This window comes from Nocardia sp. NBC_00511 (genome assembly GCF_045161165.1).
Taxonomy (GTDB): domain Bacteria; phylum Actinomycetota; class Actinomycetes; order Mycobacteriales; family Mycobacteriaceae; genus Nocardia.
In genome coordinates, this window is record NZ_CP107849.1 from 6,742,910 (window position 1) to 6,766,207 (window position 23,298).

A 23,298-nucleotide genomic window follows, 5' to 3' on the forward strand; every position below is an offset into this window, starting at 1 on the left:
CATGGGTTACGACGCGAAGTTCAAGGTGTGGCGCGGCGACATCGACGGCGGCGGCCTGCACGATTTCACCGTGCTGGTGAACGAGGGTGAGGTGGTGCTCGACATCATCCACCGGCTGCAGGCCACCCAGGCGCCGGATCTGGCGGTGCGCTGGAACTGCAAGGCGGGCAAGTGCGGTTCGTGCTCGGCCGAGGTGAACGGGCGGCCGCGACTGCTGTGCATGACCCGGATGTCGACCTTCACGCCCGAAGAGGTGGTGACGGTGACCCCGATGCGCACCTTCCCGGTGATCCGGGACCTGGTCACGGACGTGTCGTTCAATTACCAGAAGGCGCGCGAGGTTCCGTCGTTCACGCCGCCGGTGGACCTGAAGCCCGGTGACTACCGGATGCAGCAGGCCGATGTGGAGCGGTCGCAGGAATTCCGCAAGTGCATCGAATGCTTCCTGTGCCAGAACACCTGTCACGTGGTGCGCGACCACGACGAGAACAAGCACGCGTTCTCCGGTCCGCGCTATCTGATGCGGATCGCGGAACTGGAAATGCATCCCCTGGACGTGGCCGACCGCCGTGAACTGGCGCAGGAGGACGCGGGCCTGGGTTACTGCAATATCACCAAGTGCTGCACCGAGGTCTGCCCCGAACACATCAAGATCACCGATAACGCCTTGATCCCGCTCAAGGAACGGGTGGTCGACAACAAGTACGATCCGCTGGTCTGGTTGGGCAACAAGCTTTTCCGACGCTGAACTCACGGGCGGCGCACACATCGTGCGCCGCCCGCGCTCGTCCAAGATCACGGAACAGCCGCGGTTGGGCCACGAAAACATGTTTGCCCGAGCTAAACATGGGGTATCCGACTACTTGTGGATCGAGGACTCAGGAATCGTCCCCGATACCGCAGATTGGGTCCCGATGACTGGGTCGAACGGCTGATCGTAGGGATGCTCTTCGCGGTGTCGGCGATGGGCGTATACGTACTCACCGGCGCATTGATGCCCGCACTCGGGATCGGTGTCCTGGTGGCCGCCGTGGCAATGGGTGTGGTCGCCATTCTTTGACGCTCACGCGTCGAATCATGCTTCGAACGCACCGCTTTCGATATTCGCGGTGAATCGGCGCCAGTCCGCGCCGCCGAACACCAGCGCCGGACCGTCGGGATTCTTGCTGTCGCGCACGCCGACCCGGCCCGCGGGCAGGAAGGCCACCTCGACGCACTCCTTCCCGGCACCGCTGCGGCTGCTCTTGAACCAGCGCGCCCCGGAAAGATCCATCACCGTCATGCTCGGAACTCCTTCGCCGCCTGCCACAGCAGGCCGCTGCTGTCCTGGGTGTCGAGCGCGCACTGCTGCAGGCCTTCCAGCGCCCGGCGATAGCGCTGCACGTCACCCTGCCGCTCGAGATACAGATCGCCGGTGAATCCCTCCACATAGACCACCGGGGGCTCCACCGGCTGCCCCTTGCTGTCGGATCCGAACTCCAGGATCACGAACGGTCCGGTCGAAAGTCCCAGGGGGACACCGGCGGCGAAGGGCAGGATGCGCAGGCGGACATTGGATCGGGTACTCACCTCGGCCAGGTGCCGCACCTGTGCCGCCATCACCCTTGCACCTCCCACCAGGCGGCGCAATACCGACTCGTGCAACACCATGGCGACATTCGCCGGATGCATGTGGCGAGTGATCATGGCCTGCCGCTGCATTCGCAACTGCACCCGCCGATCCACCTCGGCGGGACTCTCGTTCGGGTATCCGAGCCGGTTGAGCGCCCGCGCGTAGTCGGCGGTCTGCAGCAGTCCCGGCACCAGATCCGATTGGTAGCAGGACAACTGCTGGGCGGATGCTTCGAGGCCGACATAGACGTCGAAGTTCTCCGGAATGAGGTCGCCGTAGGAGTGCCACCAGCTCTTCACCGCGGCCTGCTGCGCCAATCCCTTGAGGCCCTCGGTGATTTCGGCCGGGATCCCGTAGATGCGGCACAGCTCCTGGATGTCGATGGTGCGGATGCGATCCGCGTTGCCCTTCTCCAGCCGCTGCAAGGTGCTCGCGCCCCATTCCATCAGCTTCGCCGCCTCGGCGATGGTGAGTCCGGCCTGGATACGCCAGTCGCGCAGATAGCGTCCGAGCTGACGACGCGGCAGGGTGGATGACGCGGGACCTTCTGACACAACACGCTCCGTTCGCGACGCGCGGGCATGAAATCGGGAACAACGGACGAAAAACTCGTCCACTATGGAGAATCGTCCTCCCCCAGGTGGATTCGCTGCTGGGAATTCGCGCAATTTTGCGTTCTCCGCCCCGAAATTCGCCCGCCGGGCGTCTGCTCGTGGTGTGCTGGAGATGTGCCCGGAGCGACATCGCTAGGCCCCTTTCCTTTCCTGAAACTCCGGGCACTTCAGGAACCAGCGGGAACGAGGAGTGGTCTGGACATGCAACTGACGTCCCTGAATATGCACATCGCACGTCTTTCGCAGTGCCGCCGGGATCCCGGGCTGATGAGCGTCGAACAAGCCCACGCGGCAATGCAGTTGCACCTCGATTGCACGGTGGACTCGTGCAAGGTGCGGCGACGGGCGCGGGCGATCCTGGTCGAGGAAGGGCGGTGCGTCCTCGATGAGCGCGCCCTGCCATGACCGCTACGACCGGGCGGTGCATGGCCTGGTCTGGTGGTTGCTGTCCTTTCAATCCCGACCGGCTGGTTCTCGATCTTCGCGGCCCGGGACATACCGGGGAAGGCCCCCGGCCGCGATAAACGCTGCCGCACAGCGCCTTCGAGTGCCCCGCGCCTGACCTCCGGGTCGCGGTGGCGCAGTCCCCATCGCGTGCGGCAGCGCGATTCGGCCCGTCCGCTCCACAGACGGCGGGCGGGCCGAATCGCACCCGTGGGCCGAATCATGCCCACATACCGGTGTGACGCCTACCCTGGAATCCATCGCACTCTCGCTGCCGGTGGAGGGGAACACCGTTGTTGGCCTTCGAACAGCCGTCGCTTCCGGTGTACCGGACTGCGTCCATGGCGGATCTCAACGCGATCCGCGCACTCGAGGAAATCGAGTTCAAACATCTGGCCTACCCGTATTTCGTGCTGCGGCAACTCTTTGAGCTGCACGGTGCGGACTGGACGGTCGCAGAAGAGCACGGGGAGGTGTGCGGGTACGTGCTCACCGCCCTCGGCAACGACGGCAACGCCTGGTTCATGGGACTGGCGGTCGCCCGGCACTGCCGCGGCCGCGGCTACGGGCGCGCGCTGCTGGAATCCGCTCTGGCACACTGCCACCGGGCCGAGGTCGAGCAGGTCTTCGTCACCGTGCAGCCGGGCAATCGCGACGCCTACCACCTGTACAAGGAGGTCGGCTTCGTCTGGGCCGATCACGATCCGGGGTACTTCGGCGCCGACGAGCCGCGAGATGTGCTGGTGCGCAAGATTTATCATTGATCATGCTGGAAAAGAGCGCGGAGCTGTCGCCCTTCGTGGCGGACATGAGCGAGCGCATCGGGGGACACGCCGGCGCGTACGCCACCGAGGTGTACGTGTACCTCGATGACGAGGACAGCATCCCGCATGATCAACAGCCGCCGCCACCGCCGACAACCGAACGCGCACTGCTGGATTCGTTCGCCCAGCACGTGGAGACGGTGGTGTCCACCTACGATCCGCCGGGGATCCGCCGCACCGGGGACAGCCTGGTGTTCCGGCACATGTACGCCGACTCCGCGTCCCAGCACCTCACCGAGTCCCACCCCTTCGAACGGCTCACCGCACAGCTGTCCGCGCTGCTGGCCGCCGAGGTGGAATTCCGAGGACCGTTGCGGCTGAGCCGCACTCAGAATCACGATCTGGCCCAGATCTACGAAGCGTTGGGCCAGGCCATGATCGCGGCCCGGCTGCCCGCGCACGCGGCGCTGGCGCTGCGCCGCGCGGGCGGCCTGTACCGCATCGACGAGGACAACGACGCCGAGGACCGCTGCGGGCTGGCGCTGGCACAGGCCAAGCGGCTGGCCCAGCCGACGGCCTTCAAGCGCATCGCCGGACTGTTCCCGGATCTGGTGTGCGGCTACGGATATCGGCCGTTCCGCATGCTGTGGTTCGTGGCGTTGCAGTTGGTCATCTTCACCATCGCCATCGCGTTCAGCTCACACGACCCGATCGCGTTCACCGTCTACAAGGTGCTGGTCAACTATCTCAATCCGCTGGGACTCGGTGACACCGACAGCCTGCGCCCGGCGGCCCGGCCGCTCTATGTCATCGAGTGCTACGTCGGCGCGGTCACCATGTCCGTGTTCTTCGCGCTGCTGGTGCGGCGGTGGTTCCGGCTCTAGCTCACCAGTAGGCGTCGCTGATCTTCGCGCTGCGCAACGCCTCCAGCGTCGCCACCGTCAGCCGGTCCCGCAACTGGCCGACCTGGGCCTGCCACTGCTTGGTGAAGCCCGGGTCGGCCTCCAGCCGACTCCACAGCTCCCGCATCCGCGGCGGGGTGTGAGCGCCCGGCATCCACAGGTGCACCAACTGCTCGAGCAGGGGGCTGAGCATGGCCACCGGATCCCGGTCCCGGCCGATGCCCTGCACATCCGCCAGCGCGCTGCCCAGCGTGGTGAGCAGCCAGTCGTGCACCGCGAGATCCTCGCAGAAGCGTTGCACCGCAGCCAGATCCTGAACCGTCGGCACCACGATGCGCACCGAGCGCACCGATTCGTTCTCGATCCGGAAGCCCACCACCGTACGCCCGCGGGCCTCCCCGTCCAGGGTCGGCGCGACCCGCGCCGACCAGCGCAGCCGGGTGGGCGAGGTGCGCACCGGCGCCCGCTCGCCGCCGCGCTGCGCGTCCATGGTGACGCGGGTCAGCAGTCGATCGCTGATCGAGGCGAGATCCAGGGTGGTGGCGCTCGACGCCTCCAGAAAGCCCTCGGCGAGATCGACGGCGGCGGCGGTGTCGTCACCGATCCGGGGGATCAGCTCCACCGTCCCCACCGAGGCCAGATAGTGGTCCCACGGTTTGCGATTCGAGTCGGCGGCCCGCACCACCCGGACCGCCGACGAGCTCTGCGCCACCCGGCCGCCGACCAGCACCGCGTGCGTGGCCACCGTTCCCACCGAGCGCGCCTTCGCGTTCCTGACCGTCGCCAGCACGCAGTCCACGCCGACCGCGATGCCGGGCGAAACCGCCCGGGGCAGTGGACGTTCCCGAATCTGCACCTGCTGGCCGGGCAGCAGCGCCAGCAGCGCGGAGGTCTCCCGACCGGCCAGGGCGCGTTCGGTGGGCAGCAGACAGGTGCGCACCTCGCCCAGCAGCACCAGTGGATCGCTCATTCGTCCCCGATGAACAGATGATTGAGACGGTTGGTCACCAGCTGCGGCACCGAGATCCGTTGCGACGCGGCCAATGCCAGCACCTTGTCGTTGACCGCGGGGTCCAGGTTCAGATGATCGAGGATCAATCGCACCGCGTGCTCGATGCCGAGATAGGTGTGCGGCAGCACCGACAGCGCCCGGAAGGCGGGGAACGGCGCGGCGTCCTCGTTCAACTGCACCACCGCGGGCAATTGCGCCCACTCCTCCGGCCAGCTCCCCGAGAACGGCACCGGGGTCGCGACCAGCTCACCGTTGTCGCGAATCATGCCGAGCCGCAACAACTGCCAGATGGAGGCGAGAAACGGGCAGGACCACAGGCGGCGTTCCAGCTTCGCGCCCGCGACCTCGACGGTTTCGGTATTCCACAGCTGCACGTCCAGGAACACCGAATGACTGCGGGCACCGAACTGCCGGGGCGGGGTGTAGGTCGGCACCCGCATGGCGAGGCCCGGGGCGAACTCCGAGGAGCGACGGCCGTTGCACAGCCAGCCGGACTCGTCGGTGGGTGGCCTGCGGCCGGTGCTGCCCTCGTCCGGTTCGGCGACGATGCGCGAGGCCACCATCTCCGCCAGCCGGACCGAATTCCCGACCGGTTCACCGTCGAGGAAGGTCGGCGCTTCCGCACAGGCCGCTTCCCGGGCCAGATAGTCGATCCGCACGCCGCATTCGCGGGCGGTGTCCAGCAGTGACGGCATGATGGTGCGCGGATCGGTGTCGCGCCCGAAGTAGTCGTCCACCAGGAAACAGGTACTCACCCTGGCGTTTTCACCGAACTCGGCGCGCGCGGCCACCAGGTGCGCCTGCACCAGCGGCGCGACCCGCAGCAGCTGGGCCCGCAGTCGATCCGGGCCCCGGCCCAGATCCTCCATGTAGAAGTGCCCGACCTCGATCGACAGATGCGACATCCACTGGCCGTGCACCCGGTGGTGTTCGCTGGCTTCGCTGTAATCGGTCGCGGTGCTCACGGATTCACGGCTCCTTCCCACACTGCGTCGGTCACCAGTCGATCGGCGAGTTTGCGGAACGCGTCCACGGTCTCCGGGTTGGCGATCTTGGCGGCCACGTCGACATCCAGGATCACCTGCTCGCGGCACTGCAGCATCGGTTCGACGGGGGTCTGGCCCAGCACCACCGTATTGCCCATCCGATTGCGGATGGAGGTCCTGGTGAGCGCGTCGTGCTGACGCTGCAACCAGGCGGACTGCGCGGGCCGCAGGTCTCGGGCGCGGTGCAGTTCCGGGACTGCCGTGCGCACGTATCGGATCGAGCTGGCCAGTCGACCCTCCGGATGCTCCAGTGCCTCACCGAGTTTCAGGATGCCGTGCTCCGCGTGCACCAGGGCCCGCGCCGCCGCGATGTGCTGGCTGGTCCAGCGGTGGAAGACCAGCCAGCGGGAAACGACGTGATCGAGCTCCTGCTTACGGGTGGCGTCGAGCACGAGTTGCAGTGCGGCCGAACGCCCGGCGCTCAGATCGATGAAGGTCACGTCGTATTCCCGCTCGCACTTGGCGAACAGGTCCACGCAGCGGTCGACCATCTTCGGCTCGAGCGTATTGAACTCGGCGCCACCACGATCACCCGGAAACAGCACCAGTCGCCCCGACGGATGGCGGGACTGGCCGAGATCGGTGCGGTCGGTCTCCGAGCGCACGCTCAGCGGGTCCGGGATATTGCACAGACCCATCAGGTAGTCGTGCAGGCCACCGCCGTCGGGCAGGCCGTTGTCGATCCGGCTGATCTCGAAAGTGCCGCCCGCGGTGGGCGATCCGAAATCGAAGTCGGTGTAGGCGACCTTGTAGCCCTTCATGCTCAGCCGATAGGCCATGTTGCAGCTGGTCACCGAACGGCCGGTGCCGCCCTTGTCGGAAACCGAGAAGACGAGCACGGCTCACTCCATCCTGTCCGCGTCGTAGCGCGCATAGGCCAGCTCGTCGAGGTCCAGCAGCGACTGCGTGGCCAAACTCAGTGCGGTACCCGGTAATTCATCGATTATCTCGCGGGCCCGGCTCAATCGCCGCTCCGACGCCGTCACCGCGGACTTGGTCGCGGAGGTGTCGGTGATATCGAGCTCGAGCAGCTTGCGATTGAGCAGGTGCTCGGCCTCGGTGAGCATCTCCTGCGCGCGAATCACCAGATTGGGCGGGCGAATCGGCGGTTCCTGGTACATGTGCGCCGCCGCGACCAGGCACTCCACCATACGTTCGGTGAAGTACCACGACGGCTTCAGTACCGCGTCGCCGCCGAAGATCCGGGTCGGATCGTCCCAGAGCCCGGTGACCGGTCCGCCTCGGAAGGAGCGATTGTCGAGATGATCCATGATCGACTGGGCCAGCCGCAGCAGTACGTCGCGGGTCTCCATGGTGCCGGAGAGGTTCGCGGCCTGCAGGGTGCGCTTCAAAAGCACGGTGGCGTAATCGGATACGGTCCAGCACAGCAGCGGCCCATCGGCCACCCCGGCCGTGCCGTGCAGCCGCAGACTCAGCCCGGGGCTGTGCATCAGCCGTGCGGAGTCGCTCTCGGTGAAACGGCTGATGATCCGGCCACGCCGGGCCAGCTCGTCGAAAATCGGTGCGGCCCGGTTCAAGTCGTCGTCATCGGCCTGGCGCGCCTGTAGATCCTGCATCAGCACGGCCGACACGGTGAGACTGAAGTAGTCGGATTCCTCGCCATCGGTGGTGCGCCACGGGATGTCCTCCAGGGGCCAGCGTCCGGGACCGAAGCGGGCCACCGCGGCCCAGTAGCGTTGCGCCAGTTCCCAGCGCAGCTGCAGGGCCTCCGCCAGGCGGCGCTGCTCGGCGTCCAGCAGGTCGAGTTCCCTGGTGCGCACCGAGGTCAGGTCGTTGATACCGTCCAGCGCCACCACGGTGAAGTGCAGATAGGGCCGGGCGACGGCGATGCCGGGTTGCGCCGCGATGTCCATGTCGACGAAGTCGATGGGGGTGGCACCGGCGACTATGCCCCAGCTCCAGCCACATTCGAAGAGCTGATTGTCGTCGTAGAGGTCGGCCTCCGGCGACTTCGAGAGGGTGAGGTCGTTGCGCAGCCGGTTGCGCACCCGCTCGAGCCGCGTCAGCACCGCGTTCACCACGGTATCCGGCGCCGCACCGGTCTGATTCAGCATCGACAGCATGGCCTGCGCCTCGGGCGACCGCTTGGTGAAGGTGCTGACCACGAAGCTGCGGACCAGGCCGATCATGGCGGCGGTCAGGCGGGTCTTGACCCGCTTCTCCAGCAGGGCGATCCGCACCTCGGTGCGGCGGGCGATGGGGCCGCCCAGCTCCACACTCGATCTGTGCAGACCACGCAGGAACTTCAGCGAGGCCAGGCACAGGGTCAGCGACATCGAATAGGAGTCGACGACATCCAGCCGCAGCTGATCCGCGTTGGGACCGATGCCGTTGCTCGACGCCAGGTAGCTGCCGGCCGCGAAGATCGGCACTTCCTCGAGGATCTCGCCGGTATCGGGATCGGCCCGGGTCACCTCGGCGTGGCGATCGTAGTAGGACTCCAGCACGCCCAGCAGCGTCCGGCCGATCAGGACCCGATCGGCCCGCATCTCGACCTCGCCCAGGCGCCGGGAATCCCGGGACGGCACGCCACCGAGCAGCGACAGCGTCTCGGCGACGTCGTCGGCCATGGCGTCCGGATTGTCGAGGCCGAACCCCTCGAGTTCGGTCGCGGGATAGAGCAGGCACAGCACCTGTTCGGCGTCACTGATGGAGTTCGAGCCGTTGATGCCGCCCCATACCCAGGTCTCATCGCGATAGCAGGCGGTCAGCAGCGACCGCCAGACTCCGAGGATCTGTTCTCGGGGCTTGATTCTCATCGACGCCGTCCCCTGCCGTGTAGTGGCCGCCTCGCCGGTCAAAAAATGAACAAGCGCGGCACAAACTATCATGCGCCGCGCGAAGTCACCGTTTGGAAACGAATGCCGAAATCGCGTCGCACACAGGAGATATCGGACAGATCAGGCGTGTGAGATCCGGCGGCGCGCAACAGCCCGGGTAGCGTCGCTGATCATGAAAATGGACGCGGCATGAAAAAGGACGTGGCGTGAGCCCGGCGCGGCCATGACCCGGCGCGAGCGTCGTCGGGCCGCGGTGAGCTACGCCCTGCTGCTGCCGAGCCTGATCGGGGTCGGCGGATTCCTGCTGCTGCCGATCGTCATCGTGCTGTGGCTCAGTGTGCACAGCTGGAATCTGCTGGGGCCCATCGAGTTCACCGGCCTGAGCAACTGGCGGTCGGTGCTGAGCGATCGGCAGTTCGGGCATTCCATCGCGGTGACGCTGGGACTGACCGCCCTGGTGGTGCCGGTGCAGACGGCGCTCGGATTCGCGGTGGCGGCACTGCTGGCGCGGCGCGGACGGGGTGGAACGGTGCTGCGGGTGTTGTACGCGCTGCCGTGGATGTGCGCGCCGGTCGCGGTCGGCGTGGTGTGGCAGTGGATCTTCGCGCCCACCGGTGGGGCGTTGAACGCACTGCTGGGCACCCACATCGAATGGCTCAGCGAACCGGCGCTGGCGCTGCCCGCGGTGGCGGCGGTGATGGTGTGGATGAACGTCGGGTACGTGGCACTGTTCTTCGTCGCCGGAATCCGGGCCATCCCGGCGGAGATCCTGGACGCGGGCGCGCTGGACGGGGCCACCGGCTGGCGGCGGGTGCGCTGGCTGATCCTGCCGATGTTGCGGCCCACCATGTTCTTCGTGCTGGCCACCGGGGTGCTCACGGTGTTCCAGACCTTCGACGCGGTGTACGCGCTGACCCGCGGCGGGCCCGATCACCGCACCGATGTGGTCGCCATGCGCATCTACTCCGAGGCCTTCGACGCCGCCCATCCCGGGCGGGCCGCCGTCATGGCGGTGGTGGTGTTCGCGGTGCTGTTCGTGATCACCGTGGCCCAGCACCGCTACTTCCGCGACAGGACCAGCTATGAGTACTGACCGGAAAGCGCTGGCCCGCACCGCGACCGCGTACGCGGTGCTGATCCTGGGCGCGCTCGTGGCCGTCGCCCCGCTGGTGCTGAGTGCGCTGACAGCCTTCAAGACCCCGCATCAGTTCGCCACCGAATCCGCCCTGTCCACACCGCATCCGGTGACCCTCGACAATTTCCGGACCGTCCTCGACCAGGGGCTGGGGCGGGCGGTCGCGGTCACCGCGCTGATGACGGTGTGCGTCACGGGCGGGCAACTGCTCACCTCGATCCTGGCCGCGTACGCGTTCGCGCGCACCAGCTTTCCGGGACGGGACACCCTGTTCTGGGTGTACCTCGGCACCATGATGGTGCCCAGCGCCGTCACCCTGGTGCCGCTGTACCTGATGTTCGCGAAACTGGGGTGGCTCAACACCTTCTGGGCGCTGATCCTGCCGTTCGTGTTCGGCTCCCCGTACGCGATATTCCTGCTGCGCCAGTACTTCCTGGCCATCCCGGGGGAACTGATCGACGCGGCCCGCACCGACGGGGCGGACACGCTCGACATCCTGGTGCACGTGGTGGTGCCGATGAGCAGGCCGATCCTGGCCACCCTCACCGTGATCACGGTCGTCACCCAGTGGAACAACTTCATGTGGCCGCTGGTCGCCGCGTCCGGGCCGAAATGGCAGGTGCTGACGGTGGCCACCGCCAACCTGCAGACCCGGTACAACGCGCAGTGGACGCTCATCATGGCGGCCACCACCCTCGCCATCGCGCCACTGGTGGTGCTGTTCGTGGTGTTCCAGCGGCAGGTGCTGCGCTCCATCGCCGTCACCGGACTCAAATGAGGCGGGCCGCATGAGGTTTCAGGTCAAGGACTCGACCCGGGCGGCGCTGGGGATCGGGCTGGCGGCGCTGCTGCTGGTCGCGGCGGCGCTGTGGCTGGGGCGGGACGCCGGTGGGGACGGGCGCACGGTGGTGCGGTTGCGCATCTGGGATCAGAGTTTCGTGGCCGCCTACCGGGCCTCGCTGGACGAGTTCGAGCGGGCCAATCCGGATCTGGATGTTCGGATCACGCTGGTGCCGTGGGCTTCCTACGCGCAAAAGCTGCGGCTGGATGTGGCGGGCGGCACCGCCGACGACCTGTTCTGGACGAGTCTGTACGAGGACTACGCCGACAGTGGGCATCTCACCGATATCGGGGCGGCGCTGGGGGATTCGGCCGCCGCGGCCTGGGATCCACTGGCGGTCAACCAGTTCACGCGGGCCGGGAAGCTGTGGGCGGTACCGCAGTTCGTCGACGGCGGCAGCGCGGTGTACTTCAATCGGGACCTGCTCACCGCCGCCGGGATCGATCCGGCCGCACTCGCCGCCGCGATCTGGAGTCCGGACGACACCCACGACACCTTCCGGCCGCTGCTGCGGCGACTGCGCACCGGCACGGTGTGGCCGTACAACGCGGCCAACGACTTTCAGTCCATCACGCTGCCCTATCTGGGCTCGGCGGGCGGCGAGCTGCAACGCGACGGGCGCTTCGCCTTCGACTCGCAGCAGGGGCGCGACGCCTTCGGATACACGGTGCGGTTGGTCGGCGACGGGCTGTCACCCTCGGCCGCGGACACCAATACCAGCGGTGACTTCGCCAAGAACGCCTTCCTCCAGGGCCGGATGGCGCTGTTCCAGTCGGGCAGCTTCAACCTCGCCACCGTGGCGAAGAGCGCTGGATTCCACTGGGGGCTGACCATGATTCCCGAGGGACCGGCCGGGCGGGTCAGTGCGAACAACGCGGTCGGGGTGGCGGGCAACGCGGCCACCCGGCACCCGGACGCGGTACGGCGGGTGCTGGCCTGGCTCGGCAGCGCGGCGGGCAATCGGTACCTGGGGGAGAGCGGCGCGACGATTCCGGCGGTCGTCGCCGATCAGCAGGCGTACCGGGACTACTGGGCGCGGCAGGGGATCGACGTCTCCCCGTTCTTCGACGTGCTGCGCGGACGGCAGATCTCGGCCGGGGGCGGAGCGGGCTTTCCGGCTGCGCTGCAAGCCTTCACGCCGATCTTCGACGAGATGTACCTGGGCCGGATCCCGGTCCCGATCGCCTTGGATCGGGCGCAGCGAGCCGCCGACGCCGCTGCGGCACAACGCTGAACGCGCTACGAGAGCAAGGCCGACCAGGGCGGGGGTGCGGTCGCCCAGAGCACTGCAGGCAACGCCGAACGTGCCCGGAGGGTAGTGCCGAGCAGCGACCTCAGATGCGGCTGTGGTCGGTGTAGGGCGTGCGGGGGCCGAATTTGGGTTTGTGCGCGAAACCGGCGAGGCCGAGCAGGCGGACTGCCCGATAGCGGTGCGGGCGTAGCGGTTCCAGGTATTCGACCATGGCGTCATCGTCGATGGGATGACCCAGCAGGGTCCAACCGACGGTGGCGGCCAGATGAAAGTCACCTACGGACAGCGCATCCGGATCGCCGAAGGCGCGCTGCGCGATCTCCGCGGCCGTCCACACCCCGATGCCGGGGACGGTGCGCAGGCGCTGCGCGGCGTCGGCATGGCCGAGAGTCGCGGCGGCCTCCAGCTTCTCGGCGATCCGGGCTGCCAGCACAATGGTTTTCGAGCGCTGCGGGCCGACATTGGCGCGGTGGTAGACCCAGGACGGAATGTGCCGCCAGGTGTCCGCGTCCGGCATCACCCGCAAACCCTCGGGAGCCGGGCCGGGGGCGGGGGTTCCGTAGCGCCAGACCAGTTTCCGCCACGAGTCGTGGGCCGTCTTGGTGTGCACCTTCTGTTCCAGCACGGCGGGCACCAGCGCCTCCCACACCAGGCCGGTGCGCAGCATGCGCAGGCCGGGATGAAGGCGGTGCGCCTCGGCGATCTTGGGATGCTCCGGGGTGAAGGTGGTCAGGTCCTCGTCCAGGCAGAGCATGGCGGGCAGGCCGTCGAGGAACTCCGGTGCGCCCGGACCCCAGGCCTGCGCGGTCACGGTGTGGATGTCGGCCTGGCGCAGCCGGTAGGTGACCTCGCCGGTGGGCAGGCGGGAGGCGTGCCAGTGCGCGCCGTCCGGGGTCCGGCGGTGACACGGATCGCCGGAACCGCGTCCCAGCGGGAAGACGGTGGCGGCCAGATCGACGGGGCGATCGGAGTGCACGCTACGGGTCAGTTCCCGCGCGAGAGCGGGGGTGCGCTCGGTCGCGACGGCGGGGGTCCGTGCGGTCGGCGCTGCAGTCACCGCGCCATTCTATTGTTAACGCGTCGCGCGCGGACCCCGATGTTCAATCCGATTGTGTTGCTTATCGGCAATTGGACGGCATTCGCTCTGATGGAGGTTTACGCGTGATCACCAATCTGGTCAATTTCCTGCTCGGCGTGCTCGGCAATGTCTTCGCCGGGAGCAGCGGGTATCACCTCGCACCGGGCACCCTGCCGTTCGGCAGCTGACCCACGGGCGTCCACCTCGGTGGACGCCCTTCATTTTTCCTTTGTGTCCCAGAGGAATTGGGCCAGATGACGGAAACGGCGACCGGCCAGCTGCGCGGCCTGGGTGCGGCAGGAGAAGCCGTCGGCGAGCAAGATCGTTTCTTCGGCGGTCGCGCGTAGCGCCGGAAGCATTCCGTTCTCCGCGACCGCGACGGAAACGTCGTAATGTCCGCGCTGCATTCCGAAATTACCAGCAAGTCCACAGCATCCGGTGATCTCGATCACTTTCGCTCCGGTGCGCTCGAGAATTCGGCGGTCGGCGGCGAAACCCAGCACGGCATGCTGATGACAATGCGGCTGCACCAGCACCGTCTGCCCGGTCCGATCCGGTGGCCGCCAAGTGGGCTGCGATTCCAGGAATTCCGACAGGGTGCGCACCGCGGCGGCCACCGACAGCGCGCGGGGATCGTCGGGCAGTAGACGCGGTAGGTCGTCGCGCAGCGCGGCGACGCACGACGGTTCCAGGCCGACCACCGTGCCACCGGCCGCCACCTGCGGGGCGAGGGCTTCGACCGTGGCGCGCAGGCGTTTTCGCGCCGCATCGAGTTGACCGGTGCTGATCAGGGTGAGGCCGCAGCAGACTCTGCGGTCGGGAATACGCACGGGATGGCCGAGGGATTCGATCAATTCGACTGCCGCGGTGGCGATCTCCGGGTCGAAGGCGTCGGTGAAGGTGTCGAGCCAGAGCAGGACACCTGGATTCCCGTCCGGCGGCGGTTGCCGCCAGGTGCGCCGGAAGCTGCGGCGTGCCAGCTCCGGAATCGGGCGGCGCGGATCGAGACCTGCCGCGCGTAATCCGGTGTGGCTCAGTGCCTTGGCGGCGGCGAGCCGGTTGACGAGGCCGGGAGCGCGGGTCGCGGCGGCCAGCCACTGTGGGAGGCGGCCCAGCGCGTAGTGATCGAGGGGCCGCAACCGGCCTCGATAGCGGCGGTGCAGCGTCTCCGATTTGTAGGTCGCCATGTCCACCCCGGCCGGGCAGTCGGAATGACAGGCCTTGCACGACAGGCACAGGTCCAGGGACTCGGCGACGGCGTCCGAGCGCCAATCCAGTTCTCCGCGAACGACTTCCTGCAGCACCCGGGCACGGCCGCGGGTGCTGTCCTTCTCGTCGGCGGTGGCCAGGTACGACGGGCACATGAAGCCGCCCGCGGCCCGGGTGTCGGCGCGGCACTTGCCGACACCCACACAGCGGTGCACCGCGGCGGCGAGATCACCGTCTTCGGGGAACGCGAAGCCGTCGGCGATCGGCAGCGGGCGCACACCGGTCAGGCGCAGGTCCGCGTCGATCGGCCGGGGCCGCACCAGGACACCGGGATTGAGGACATCGGCCGGATCGAACAGGGCCTTGAAACCGGCGAACGCGGTCAGTGCCTGCTCGGAGTACATGCAGCGCAACAGTTCCGAGCGGGCGCGGCCGTCACCGTGTTCACCGGACAGCGAACCGCCGAAGCTCACCACCTGGCGGGCGGCATCCTCCAGGAAGGCACGGAACCGCTGTGGGGCATCGGTGATCGGAAGATCCAGGCGGACATGGATACAGCCGTCGCCGAAGTGGCCGTAGAGCAGACCGTCCACGCCGTGCGCACGGGTGAGGGTCTCGAATTCGCGCAGGTAGTCGCCCAGCCGGTGCGGGGGCACGGCGGCGTCCTCCCAGCCGGGCCAGGCGGGCTGCCCGTCCGGGGTGCGACCGGCCAGGCCCGCACCGTCGGCGCGGATCGCCCAGAGGGACCGGGTCTCCGCGCGGTCGACCACGATGCGGGAATCCAAGGCGTGTGCGGTCTTTCGCAGCAGGTCAGCGGTATCTCGCGCCTGATCCGGGGTACTGCCTGGGATTTCCACCAGGAGCCAGCCACCGCCGCGAGGCAGCTCGGGGACCCCGCCGCGGTGGGTGCGCACCACGTCGACCAGGCGGGCGTCCATACCCTCGACCGCGATCGGCGCCACCGCCATGATCGCCGCGATATCGTCGGCGGCACTGGGCATATCGGGGTAGCCGAGCACCACCAGCACGGTGGCCGCGGGCATCGGCACCAATTCGACCGTGGCCTCCAAGAGCAGGCCGCAGGTGCCCTCGGTGCCGACGAAGGCCTTGGCTATCGACGAACCCCGTTCCGGCAGTAGATGTTCCAGCGCGTATCCCGAGGCCTGGCGCTCGAAGCGGCCCAGCTCGGTACGGATGACCGCGAGGTTCGCCCGGGTGAACTCCGCCAGCCCGGGCACCGCCGACAGCTCGCTGCCGAGTCGTCGCCGCACCCCGGTGCCATCCAGAATTCGCAACTCCCGCACCGTATCCGAGGTGCGTCCCCACGCCACCGCGTGCGGGCCGCACGCGTTGTTGCCGATCATCCCGCCGATCGTGCACCGGTTCTGCGTCGAGGGATCCGGACCGAAGCGCAGCCCGGTGGCCGCCGCCCGCCGCTGTAGTTCAGCGAGCACCACGCCGGGTTGCACCCGCGCCGTGAGTGTCTCGGCGTCCAGCTCGAGCACGGCGTTCATATGCCGACTGAAATCCAGCACCAGCCCGGATCCGATGGCATTGCCCGCCACCGACGTACCCGCGCCCCGGGCCGTCACCGACAGCCCCTCGTTGCGCGCGAACCCCAGCACCGCGGCCACCTCGTCGCCGTCGCGCGGGAACACCACGCCCTGCGGCAGCACCCGATAGTTCGAGGCATCCGACGAGTACTCGGCCCGCCGCCGCGCATCGGTGTCGACCTCCCCGCCGATCACCCCGCGCAACGCCCGCGCCCACGCCTCGCTCACAGTCCAACCCTAGGCCCACGGCTCGGCCCGACCTGCGAGGCGGCGGACGGACGCCGGATTTCGCTGCGCGCGAACGGGCGGGCGGAAGGGGTTGAGCTCAACCATTGTTCAGGTCTTAGTGTCGGTGGCATGGGGTTCGATGGAACTCCCAGTGGTGAGGAGCGGGGATGAGCATCGAATCGGTGGCCTGGAGTCAGCTGTATCGGGGCGTGAGCGGGCCGGAACAGCAGCGGCCACTGAGCATGGCCACGGCACGGCGGATCCTGACGTTCGCGCGGCCGCACCATCGGCGGCTGGTGGCGTTCCTGGTGCTGAGCATCGCCTCGGCGCTACTCGCGGTGGCGACGCCGGTACTGGCGGGCCGGGTGGTCGACGCCATCGTCGGGCACGGCGCGCCACGCACGGTGATCGTGCTCGCGGTCGTCATCGCGGCGGTGGCGGTGCTGGATTCGGCACTGGGGCTGGTGATCCGCTGGCTGTCCTCGCTCATCGGGGAGGGCTTGATCTTCGATCTGCGCACGGCGGTCTTCGACCATGTGCAGCGGATGCCGATCGCCTTCTTCACCCGCACCCGGACCGGCGCACTGGTGAGCCGGTTGAACAATGACGTCATCGGGGCGCAGCGGGCATTCAGCACCACCCTGTCCGGGGTGGTCACCAATATCGTGACGCTCGCGCTGACCCTGGCGGTCATGCTGCGGCTGTCCTGGCAGATCACCCTCCTCGCACTGGTGCTGCTGCCGCTGTTCGTGTTGCCCGCGCGACGCATGGGCACCCGGATCGCCGGTATCCAGCGTGAGGCGGCCGGGCTCAACGCCGCCATGAGCACCCAGATGACCGAGCGCTTCTCCGCGCCGGGCGCCACCCTGGTCAAGCTGTTCGGGCGGCCGCGCCAGGAATCCACCGAGTTCGCGCTGCGCGCCGGGCGGGTGCGCGATATCGGGGTGCGCTCGGCCATGTTGCAGACCGTGTTCGTCACCGCGCTCACCCTGGTCTCGGCGCTGGCACTCGCGCTGGTCTACGGGCTCGGCGGCTACCTGGCGCTGCGGGGGCAGCTGGAACCCGGTGCGGTGGTGGCGCTTTCGCTGCTGCTCACCCGGCTCTACACCCCGCTGACCGCGCTGGCCAGCGCCCGGGTGGACGTGATGTCGGCGCTGGTGAGCTTCGAGCGGGTCTTCGAGATCCTGGATCTGAAGCCGCTGATCGAGGATGCGCCGATGGCGGTCGCGGTGCCGGACGGGCCGATCGCGGTGGAACTCGACGACGTCAGCTTCGGCTACCCCGCCGCCGACAAGGTGTCGCTCGCGTCGCTGGAGGACGTCGCCACCCTCGACACCCGCGGCGGTGAGGAAGTGCTGCACCAGGTGTCGCTGCGCGCCGAACCCGGGCAGCTGGTGGCGTTGGTCGGCTCCTCCGGGGCCGGGAAATCGACCATCGCGCAACTGGTTTCGCGGCTCTACGACGTGGACTCCGGCGCGGTGCTGCTCGGTGGCCAGGATGTGCGCGGGCTGACCGCGCAATCCATTCAGGACACCGTCGGCCTGGTCACCCAGGACGGGCACCTCTTCCACGACAGCATTCGCTCCAACCTGCTGCTGGCCCGGCCCGCGGCCACCGAGGACGAACTCTGGGACGCCTTGCGGCGGGCCCGATTGCACGAGCTGATCTCCGCGCTGCCCGACGGCCTCGACACGGTGGTCGGCGAGCGTGGGTACCGGCTCTCCGGTGGCGAACGCCAGCGACTCACCATCGCCCGGCTGCTGCTCAAGCAGCCGCGCGTGGTCATCCTCGACGAGGCCACCGCCTCATTGGACTCGACCTCCGAGGCAGCGGTGCAGGAGGCGCTGGGCGAGGCGTTGCAGGGGCGGACCGCGCTGGTGATCGCGCACCGGCTGTCCACCATCCGCAATGCCGATCAGATCCTGGTGCTCGAGCACGGACAGATCGTGGAACGCGGTACCCATGCCGAACTGCTCGCCGCCGAAGGTCGCTACACCGAGCTGTACCGCACGCAGTTCGCGGACTCCAGCACGCCCGCCGCGGCCTGAGCCGATCGAATCCGGGGCCGTCCGCAGCGCGGGCGGCCCCGCTCGGTCGATCCGGACGATTTGCCGAACCGACCGGTGGTTTGCCGAACTGGCAAAAGGGTTCGGGGGTTCGCGGCTCGGCGGGCTAGCGTCGGGGCATGGGCGAACATTCACACGGACAGGCGGCCACGCACACCGATCAGCATTCCCACGGTCACGGGCACTCGCACGGCCAGGGTCAGGGGCATTCACACGGCCACGGGCACGGCCACACCCACGACAAGATCGACTGGGCGGCCCAGGTCACCGAGCTGCGACGTGAGGATTCGATGGCCGCGGCGGCGAATGCCGAGACCGCGCGACGGCTCATCGGGGCCGCCCCGGATCAGGCGACCGTCATAGATATCGGTGCGGGCGCGGGCGGGCAGAGCGTGGCGTTCGCCCGCGAGCTGCTGGCTCGCGGCGGCGGCCGACTGGTGATCTCGGACGCGGTGCCGGAGCTGCTCGAGGCGGCCACCGACTCGGTCCGGGAAGCACTGGGCGGTGACAACAGTGTCAGCGTGGAGACCGTGCTCGCCGACGCGGCGGCCGACGACTTCGCCGCGAAACTGCCTGCGGCCGATCTGATCTGGGCCTCGCGCATGGTGCATCACCTGCCCGATCAGCAGGCGGGGGTGGCCCGATTCGCGGGACTGCTGCGACCGGGCGGACAGCTCGCGCTGGCCGAGGGCGGGCTGCCGACCCGCTACCTGCCCTGGGATCTCGGCCTCGGCGCACCCGGATTGCAGGATCGACTGCTCGCGGTGCGCGACGCGGGTTTCGCGCTGATGCGCGAGGACATCACCGCCGCGACCCCCATGCCCTACGGCTGGAATGTGGCACTGAGCCGGGCCGGACTGCGGGAGGTCACCTCGTTCAGCGTGCTGACCGATCACCCCGCGCCGCCCTCGCCGGAAGTCGCCGCGAGCGTCGTCGCCTGGCTGACAGTGTTGCGGGAACGGATCGGCGACCGCCTCTCGGCGGCCGATCACGTCACCCTGGACGCGCTGCTCGATGCGAACGCCGATACCTATGTCGGTGCGCGCCAAGACATTTACACGCTCGGCGTGACGACGATCTTCGTCGGCGTGCGGTAGGGTTCGGGGTCGAACCGGCGATTGCGCGCCGATCGCCGGAGCCGACCGTGATCCTCTCGTGCCCGAACCGACACCGTGTTGTGCCCGCTCAGGGCCCCCGAGCGTCCCGAAATGCCCTGCTATGCGGCATAATTCGAGCTCCCATGGCATCCCTCAGATGATCGTTTCACAATGCCGGGGGAGGAGTTTCGGTGACCCGTACCAAAGTGCAGCGGCAGACGTCCGCGACGCGTATCGACGAGATCGAGCGGATGTTCGGTGCCAGGCGAAGTCAGCCTGCCGCCGAGGCCCCGCCCATGGAGATACGGGTCGACGGCGGATCCAATCGCACCGAGGACGACTGGCTGGTCCCGAAAAAGCTGACCGCCGAATGCGTTTCGGGCAAGTTGGTGCTGGACTTCACCAATGCCCGCTGCTCGCGGCGTGAGATCGACATCCGGGTGGAAGCGGGCAGCGGGGCGATCGTGCTGATCGTGCCGCGCGGCTGGCGGGTCGACCTCGAGGGCGTCGCGCCCGGAGCCGGAACCCTCTCCAACCGGGTCAGCCTGCCCCGATTCCCCGGCGCACCGCTGATCCGGGTCGTCGGCCGGGTCGACACCGGCAGCGTGAAGGCCCGCTATGCCTTCCGCTCCCCGACGACCTGGCTGCGCCGCTCCCCGACGCACTAGCCGCGCCGAGCGCTCGGCTCTGAAATCCGACATTTCCCCATACCATCCGGTATGACGGAGGGGTGGCGCGATGGCTGTTGCACATCGACCTCGACCAGTTCCAGGCCGCGGTCGAATTCCGGCGGCATCCCGAACTCCGGGGGCAGCCGGTCATCGTGGGCGGCAACGGCGATCCCGCCGAACCCCGCAAGGTGGTCTCGTGCGCGTCGTATCCGGCGCGGGCCCACGGCGTCCGCGCCGGCATGCCGCTGCGGACCGCGCTGCGGGTCTGCCCGGACGGGGTGTTCCTGGCACAGGATCTCGCCACGTACGCCGAGGCCTCGGCGGAGATCATGGCGCTGCTGCGGACCTTCCCCGGACGCGTCGAGGTGCTCGGCTTCGATGAGGCCTTCCTCGCCGTCGACACCGACGATCCCGAGGAACTCGCCCGCGAGATCCGCACCGCCATCGCCGAATTGGGCCTGACCTGCGCGGTCGGCATCGGCGACAACAAGACCCGGGCCAAGCTGGCCACCGGATTCGCCAAGGCGGTCGGCAAGACCGGACCCGACCCCATCCAGCCGGTGGACGACGGCGCCGGCACCGGGATCTTCCGGCTCACCGCCGACAACTGGACCGAACTCATGGCGCACCGCCCCACCGGCGCACTGTGGGGCATCGGCGCGCGCATCTCGAAACGCCTGAGCGCCTTGGGAATCGAGACCGTCGCGGATCTCGCCGCCGCCGACCGTCACGCCCTGGCCGTCGAATTCGGCCCCAACACCGGCCCCTACCTGTGGGTACTCGGCCACGGCGCGGGCGACACCGACATCTCCGAACCCCGGGAGCCGGTGGGCCACAGCCGATCCGAGACCTTCCCCGCCGACCTCACCGAACTCGCCGACCTCGATGCCGCCGTGACCCGGCTGGCCACCCAGGTCACCGAGGAGACCCTGGCCGCCGGCCGCGCCGTCACCCGGGTCAGCGTCACCGTCCGCACCAAGACCTTCTACACCCGCAGCAAACAGCGAAAACTGGCCGCGCCCAGCACCGATCTCGATCTCGTCGTCCGCACCGCCCTGGAGGTCCTGCACGCCTTCGACCTGGATCGACCCATCCGCCTGCTCGGGGTGCGGGTCGAATTTGCGATGCTGTGATCAGGTCTACCGACGGAAGGCACCCTCGCGATGAGTGACTACGAGAACATCCTGTTCGAGCACGACGGGCCGATCGCCCGGATCACGCTCAACCGGCCCAAGGCTGCCAACGGCATCGATCAGGCGCTGGCCGACGAGCTGGCACGGGCGGCGAACTACTGCTCGGAGGATCCGGCGATCAAGGTCGTGGTGCTGACCGGGTCCGGGCGGTTCTTCTCGGCGGGCGGGGACGTGCGGGCCATGGCGGCCAGCGGCGACACCGGGAAGTTCATCGAGCAGCTGGCGGGGACGCTGCACCACGCGGTGTCGGCGCTGGCGCGGATGGACGCGCTGCTCATCGTCGGGGTGAACGGGACCGCCGCCGGGGCGGGCATGAGCCTCGCGGTGGCCGGTGACCTGGTGGTCGCGGCCGAATCCGCGTCGTTCACCATGGCGTACACCAAGGTCGGGCTCAGCCCGGACGGCGGCGCGTCCTACTACCTGCCGCGGCTGATCGGCGTGCGCAAGACCCAGGAGCTCATGCTCACCAACCGGACGCTGTCGGCCGCCGAAGCCCTCGAATGGGGACTGCTGCACCGGGTGGTGCCCGATGTGGAGCTGACCGACGCGGTCGAGACGCTGGCGCAGGAATTCGCCAGTGGGCCCAAGGGATCCAACGCCCGGGTGAAGAAGCTGCTGCTGGTCTCCTCGCAGCACACCCTCGAGGAGCAGCTGGGCACCGAGGCCGGATTCATCACGCAGAGCGCCGAATCCGCCGACGGGGCCGAGGGCATCGCGGCGTTCACCGAGAAGCGCGCGCCCAAGTTCGCCTGAGCCGGTTCGCAGTTCGGACGCCGAAGCGGCCCCACGGGGGCAACGTGGGGCCGCGGGCGGGCATTCTGCCCGGGGGACAGGGCTTTTCAGCCCTTGATGAAGTCGAGGATCTCGGCATTCACCTCGGCGGCATGCGTGATGTAGAAGCCGTGACCGGCGTCGAAGTACTCCTTCAGGACCGCGTGCGGGGCGAGCTGCGCGGCGACCCGGCTGGAGATTTCGATCGGAATGGATTGGTCGGCCTGACCGTGCAGCAGCAACAACGGCACGGTCAGGGCCGCCACGTCGGCGCGGTGATCGGTGGTGAACGCCTCGCGCTGCATGACGACGGTGGCGTACGGCGAAGCCGACAGGCAGCGCTGGATCTCCTCGTCCATGATCGCCTGCGAGACACCGGCGCGCAGATGCGTGGCGAAGTAGCCCTGCGCCCGCTCGGCGAACCACTTCGGGCGATCGGTGCGCAGCTGCGCCAGGGTCGCCTCGAGCAGTTCGATCGGCGCGCCGATCGGGTTGTCGTCGGTCAGCATCATGAACGGAATCGCGGGGGCCAGCAGCGCGACTCGCGACACTCGGTCGGAGCCGTGGCGGCTCAGGTAGCGCACCACCTCACCGCCGCCCGAGGAGTGCCCGACGATGACGAGATCACGCAGGTCCAGGTGCTCGATCAGGGCGGCCACATCGTCGGCGCGGGTGTCGACGTCGTAGCCGGTGGACGGGCGGTCCGAGCGACCGTGGCCGCGGCGGTCCAGCATGATGCAGCGGTAGCCCTGGTCCAGGAAGTGGTGCAGCTGGTACTCCCACATGTCGCTGTGCAGCGACCAACCGGCGATGAACAGGATCGGAGCGCCGGTGCCGTAGTCCTGGTAGGCGAGGGTGGTGCCGTCGGTGGAGGTCTGGAAAGTAGGCATTTGTACTGCGCTCCTTGGCTTTTCACTGGCTGAAACTCTGCGTTTCGCTTGCTGGAACCAGCTTCGCAAAGGCAGGGAAGCAAAGCGATTACGTCTCACGTAATGCGCGTGATCCGGCC

Annotated in this window: 21 protein-coding genes; 12 read left to right on the forward strand and 9 right to left on the reverse strand. The window is 68.3% G+C overall.

Features of this window, described 5'->3' with window-relative positions; genetic code table 11:
* Position 1: 1 nt before the first annotated feature.
* On the forward strand, positions 2 to 748 hold the full coding sequence (locus tag OG300_RS31480; protein WP_405487237.1) for a succinate dehydrogenase/fumarate reductase iron-sulfur subunit: 747 nt from the start codon (positions 2 to 4) through the stop codon (positions 746 to 748).
* A 327-nt stretch (positions 749 to 1,075) separates the two neighbouring features.
* Here the strand turns inward: OG300_RS31480 and OG300_RS31485 are convergent, their stop codons facing one another.
* Both OG300_RS31485 and OG300_RS31490 read right to left on the reverse strand, forming a co-directional pair.
* Positions 1,076 to 1,282 carry a DUF397 domain-containing protein gene (locus tag OG300_RS31485; protein WP_405487239.1) on the reverse strand — a complete coding sequence of 69 codons (207 nt, stop codon included), beginning with the start codon at positions 1,280 to 1,282 and terminating at the stop codon, positions 1,076 to 1,078.
* The gene (locus OG300_RS31490) at positions 1,279 to 2,166 is read right to left on the reverse strand and encodes a helix-turn-helix domain-containing protein (RefSeq protein WP_405487241.1); all 888 of its coding nucleotides are present in this window, start codon (positions 2,164 to 2,166) and stop codon (positions 1,279 to 1,281) included. Before OG300_RS31490 ends, OG300_RS31485 begins: the two co-directional genes overlap by 4 nt.
* Before the next feature lie 261 nt (positions 2,167 to 2,427).
* On the opposite strand from OG300_RS31490, the gene OG300_RS31495 reads away from it, so the two are divergent.
* The 3 genes from OG300_RS31495 to OG300_RS31505 all read left to right on the forward strand — a co-directional run bounded on the left by OG300_RS31495 (position 2,428) and on the right by OG300_RS31505 (position 4,318).
* On the forward strand, positions 2,428 to 2,631 hold the full coding sequence (locus OG300_RS31495) for a hypothetical protein (protein WP_405487243.1): 204 nt from the start codon (positions 2,428 to 2,430) through the stop codon (positions 2,629 to 2,631).
* A 380-nt stretch (positions 2,632 to 3,011) separates the two neighbouring features.
* Positions 3,012 to 3,434, forward strand: a complete 423-nt coding sequence (locus tag OG300_RS31500) for a GNAT family N-acetyltransferase (protein ID WP_405487245.1) — start codon at positions 3,012 to 3,014, stop codon at positions 3,432 to 3,434.
* Positions 3,435 to 3,436: 2 nt separating this feature from the next.
* The gene (locus OG300_RS31505) at positions 3,437 to 4,318 is read left to right on the forward strand and encodes a hypothetical protein (protein WP_405487247.1); all 882 of its coding nucleotides are present in this window, start codon (positions 3,437 to 3,439) and stop codon (positions 4,316 to 4,318) included.
* Between the two features lies 1 nt (position 4,319).
* Here OG300_RS31505 and OG300_RS31510 read toward each other — a convergent pair whose 3' ends face one another.
* The 4 genes from OG300_RS31510 to OG300_RS31525 are packed head-to-tail and all read right to left on the reverse strand — an operon-like array spanning position 4,320 to position 9,174.
* Positions 4,320 to 5,306, reverse strand: coding sequence for an SCO2521 family protein (locus OG300_RS31510; RefSeq protein ID WP_405487249.1), 987 nt, complete (start codon positions 5,304 to 5,306; stop codon positions 4,320 to 4,322).
* The gene (locus OG300_RS31515) at positions 5,303 to 6,313 is read right to left on the reverse strand and encodes an SCO2522 family protein (RefSeq protein ID WP_405487251.1); all 1,011 of its coding nucleotides are present in this window, start codon (positions 6,311 to 6,313) and stop codon (positions 5,303 to 5,305) included. The genes OG300_RS31510 and OG300_RS31515 overlap by 4 nt, the downstream gene beginning before the upstream one ends.
* Entirely contained in the window at positions 6,310 to 7,233 is a 924-nt protein-coding gene (locus OG300_RS31520; protein WP_405487253.1) for an SCO2523 family variant P-loop protein, read from the reverse strand. Before OG300_RS31520 ends, OG300_RS31515 begins: the two co-directional genes overlap by 4 nt.
* A 3-nt stretch (positions 7,234 to 7,236) precedes the next feature.
* Positions 7,237 to 9,174: an SCO2524 family protein gene (locus OG300_RS31525; protein ID WP_405487255.1), complete on the reverse strand. Its 1,938-nt coding sequence runs from the start codon at positions 9,172 to 9,174 to the stop codon at positions 7,237 to 7,239.
* Between the two features lie 244 nt (positions 9,175 to 9,418).
* On the opposite strand from OG300_RS31525, the gene OG300_RS31530 reads away from it, so the two are divergent.
* Genes OG300_RS31530 through OG300_RS31540 form a run of 3 tightly spaced genes read left to right on the forward strand, consistent with a single transcriptional unit; the run spans position 9,419 to position 12,405 of the window.
* The gene (locus OG300_RS31530) at positions 9,419 to 10,288 is read left to right on the forward strand and encodes a carbohydrate ABC transporter permease (protein ID WP_405487257.1); all 870 of its coding nucleotides are present in this window, start codon (positions 9,419 to 9,421) and stop codon (positions 10,286 to 10,288) included.
* Positions 10,278 to 11,108, forward strand: coding sequence for a carbohydrate ABC transporter permease (locus OG300_RS31535; RefSeq protein WP_405487259.1), 831 nt, complete (start codon positions 10,278 to 10,280; stop codon positions 11,106 to 11,108). Before OG300_RS31530 ends, OG300_RS31535 begins: the two co-directional genes overlap by 11 nt.
* A gap of 10 nt (positions 11,109 to 11,118) precedes the next feature.
* Positions 11,119 to 12,405, forward strand: a complete 1,287-nt coding sequence (locus OG300_RS31540; protein ID WP_405487261.1) for an ABC transporter substrate-binding protein — start codon at positions 11,119 to 11,121, stop codon at positions 12,403 to 12,405.
* Positions 12,406 to 12,505: 100 nt separating this feature from the next.
* Here the strand turns inward: OG300_RS31540 and OG300_RS31545 are convergent, their stop codons facing one another.
* Positions 12,506 to 13,411: a DNA-3-methyladenine glycosylase family protein gene (locus OG300_RS31545; RefSeq protein WP_405498756.1), complete on the reverse strand. Its 906-nt coding sequence runs from the start codon at positions 13,409 to 13,411 to the stop codon at positions 12,506 to 12,508.
* Positions 13,412 to 13,719: 308 nt separating this feature from the next.
* Positions 13,720 to 16,491, reverse strand: coding sequence for an FAD-binding and (Fe-S)-binding domain-containing protein (locus OG300_RS31550; protein WP_405487263.1), 2,772 nt, complete (start codon positions 16,489 to 16,491; stop codon positions 13,720 to 13,722).
* 167 nt (positions 16,492 to 16,658) lie between these two features.
* Here OG300_RS31550 and OG300_RS31555 point away from each other — a divergent pair, with 167 nt between their 5' ends.
* From OG300_RS31555 to OG300_RS31575, 5 genes are all read left to right on the forward strand, one after another.
* Complete coding sequence (locus OG300_RS31555) at positions 16,659 to 18,539, forward strand: ABC transporter ATP-binding protein (protein ID WP_405487265.1); 1,881 nt, start codon at positions 16,659 to 16,661, stop codon at positions 18,537 to 18,539.
* 137 nt (positions 18,540 to 18,676) lie between these two features.
* The gene (locus OG300_RS31560) at positions 18,677 to 19,654 is read left to right on the forward strand and encodes a class I SAM-dependent methyltransferase (protein WP_405487267.1); all 978 of its coding nucleotides are present in this window, start codon (positions 18,677 to 18,679) and stop codon (positions 19,652 to 19,654) included.
* A gap of 191 nt (positions 19,655 to 19,845) precedes the next feature.
* Positions 19,846 to 20,322, forward strand: coding sequence for a hypothetical protein (locus OG300_RS31565; protein WP_405487269.1), 477 nt, complete (start codon positions 19,846 to 19,848; stop codon positions 20,320 to 20,322).
* Positions 20,323 to 20,384: 62 nt separating this feature from the next.
* The gene (locus tag OG300_RS31570; protein ID WP_405487271.1) at positions 20,385 to 21,458 is read left to right on the forward strand and encodes a DNA polymerase IV; all 1,074 of its coding nucleotides are present in this window, start codon (positions 20,385 to 20,387) and stop codon (positions 21,456 to 21,458) included.
* A 30-nt stretch (positions 21,459 to 21,488) separates the two neighbouring features.
* Positions 21,489 to 22,271, forward strand: a complete 783-nt coding sequence (locus OG300_RS31575) for an enoyl-CoA hydratase/isomerase family protein (protein WP_405487273.1) — start codon at positions 21,489 to 21,491, stop codon at positions 22,269 to 22,271.
* Between the two features lie 86 nt (positions 22,272 to 22,357).
* Here the strand turns inward: OG300_RS31575 and OG300_RS31580 are convergent, their stop codons facing one another.
* On the reverse strand, positions 22,358 to 23,179 hold the full coding sequence (locus tag OG300_RS31580) for an alpha/beta fold hydrolase (protein ID WP_405487275.1): 822 nt from the start codon (positions 23,177 to 23,179) through the stop codon (positions 22,358 to 22,360).
* Positions 23,180 to 23,298 lie beyond the last annotated feature (119 nt).

What these genes read in the sequence shown, in the direction of transcription:
- OG300_RS31480 (WP_405487237.1), top strand. Translation starts at nt 2, where the DNA reads ATGGGTTACGACGCGAAGTTCAAGGTGTGGCGCGGCGACATCGACGGC.
- OG300_RS31485 (WP_405487239.1), bottom strand. Translation starts at nt 1,282, where the DNA reads ATGACGGTGATGGATCTTTCCGGGGCGCGCTGGTTCAAGAGCAGCCGC.
- OG300_RS31495 (WP_405487243.1), top strand. Translation starts at nt 2,428, where the DNA reads ATGCAACTGACGTCCCTGAATATGCACATCGCACGTCTTTCGCAGTGC.
- OG300_RS31500 (WP_405487245.1), top strand. Translation starts at nt 3,012, where the DNA reads ATGGCGGATCTCAACGCGATCCGCGCACTCGAGGAAATCGAGTTCAAA.
- OG300_RS31505 (WP_405487247.1), top strand. Translation starts at nt 3,437, where the DNA reads ATGCTGGAAAAGAGCGCGGAGCTGTCGCCCTTCGTGGCGGACATGAGC.
- OG300_RS31510 (WP_405487249.1), bottom strand. Translation starts at nt 5,306, where the DNA reads ATGAGCGATCCACTGGTGCTGCTGGGCGAGGTGCGCACCTGTCTGCTG.
- OG300_RS31525 (WP_405487255.1), bottom strand. Translation starts at nt 9,174, where the DNA reads ATGAGAATCAAGCCCCGAGAACAGATCCTCGGAGTCTGGCGGTCGCTG.
- OG300_RS31530 (WP_405487257.1), top strand. Translation starts at nt 9,419, where the DNA reads ATGACCCGGCGCGAGCGTCGTCGGGCCGCGGTGAGCTACGCCCTGCTG.
- OG300_RS31535 (WP_405487259.1), top strand. Translation starts at nt 10,278, where the DNA reads ATGAGTACTGACCGGAAAGCGCTGGCCCGCACCGCGACCGCGTACGCG.
- OG300_RS31540 (WP_405487261.1), top strand. Translation starts at nt 11,119, where the DNA reads ATGAGGTTTCAGGTCAAGGACTCGACCCGGGCGGCGCTGGGGATCGGG.
- OG300_RS31555 (WP_405487265.1), top strand. Translation starts at nt 16,659, where the DNA reads ATGAGCATCGAATCGGTGGCCTGGAGTCAGCTGTATCGGGGCGTGAGC.
- OG300_RS31560 (WP_405487267.1), top strand. Translation starts at nt 18,677, where the DNA reads ATGGGCGAACATTCACACGGACAGGCGGCCACGCACACCGATCAGCAT.
- OG300_RS31575 (WP_405487273.1), top strand. Translation starts at nt 21,489, where the DNA reads ATGAGTGACTACGAGAACATCCTGTTCGAGCACGACGGGCCGATCGCC.
- OG300_RS31580 (WP_405487275.1), bottom strand. Translation starts at nt 23,179, where the DNA reads ATGCCTACTTTCCAGACCTCCACCGACGGCACCACCCTCGCCTACCAG.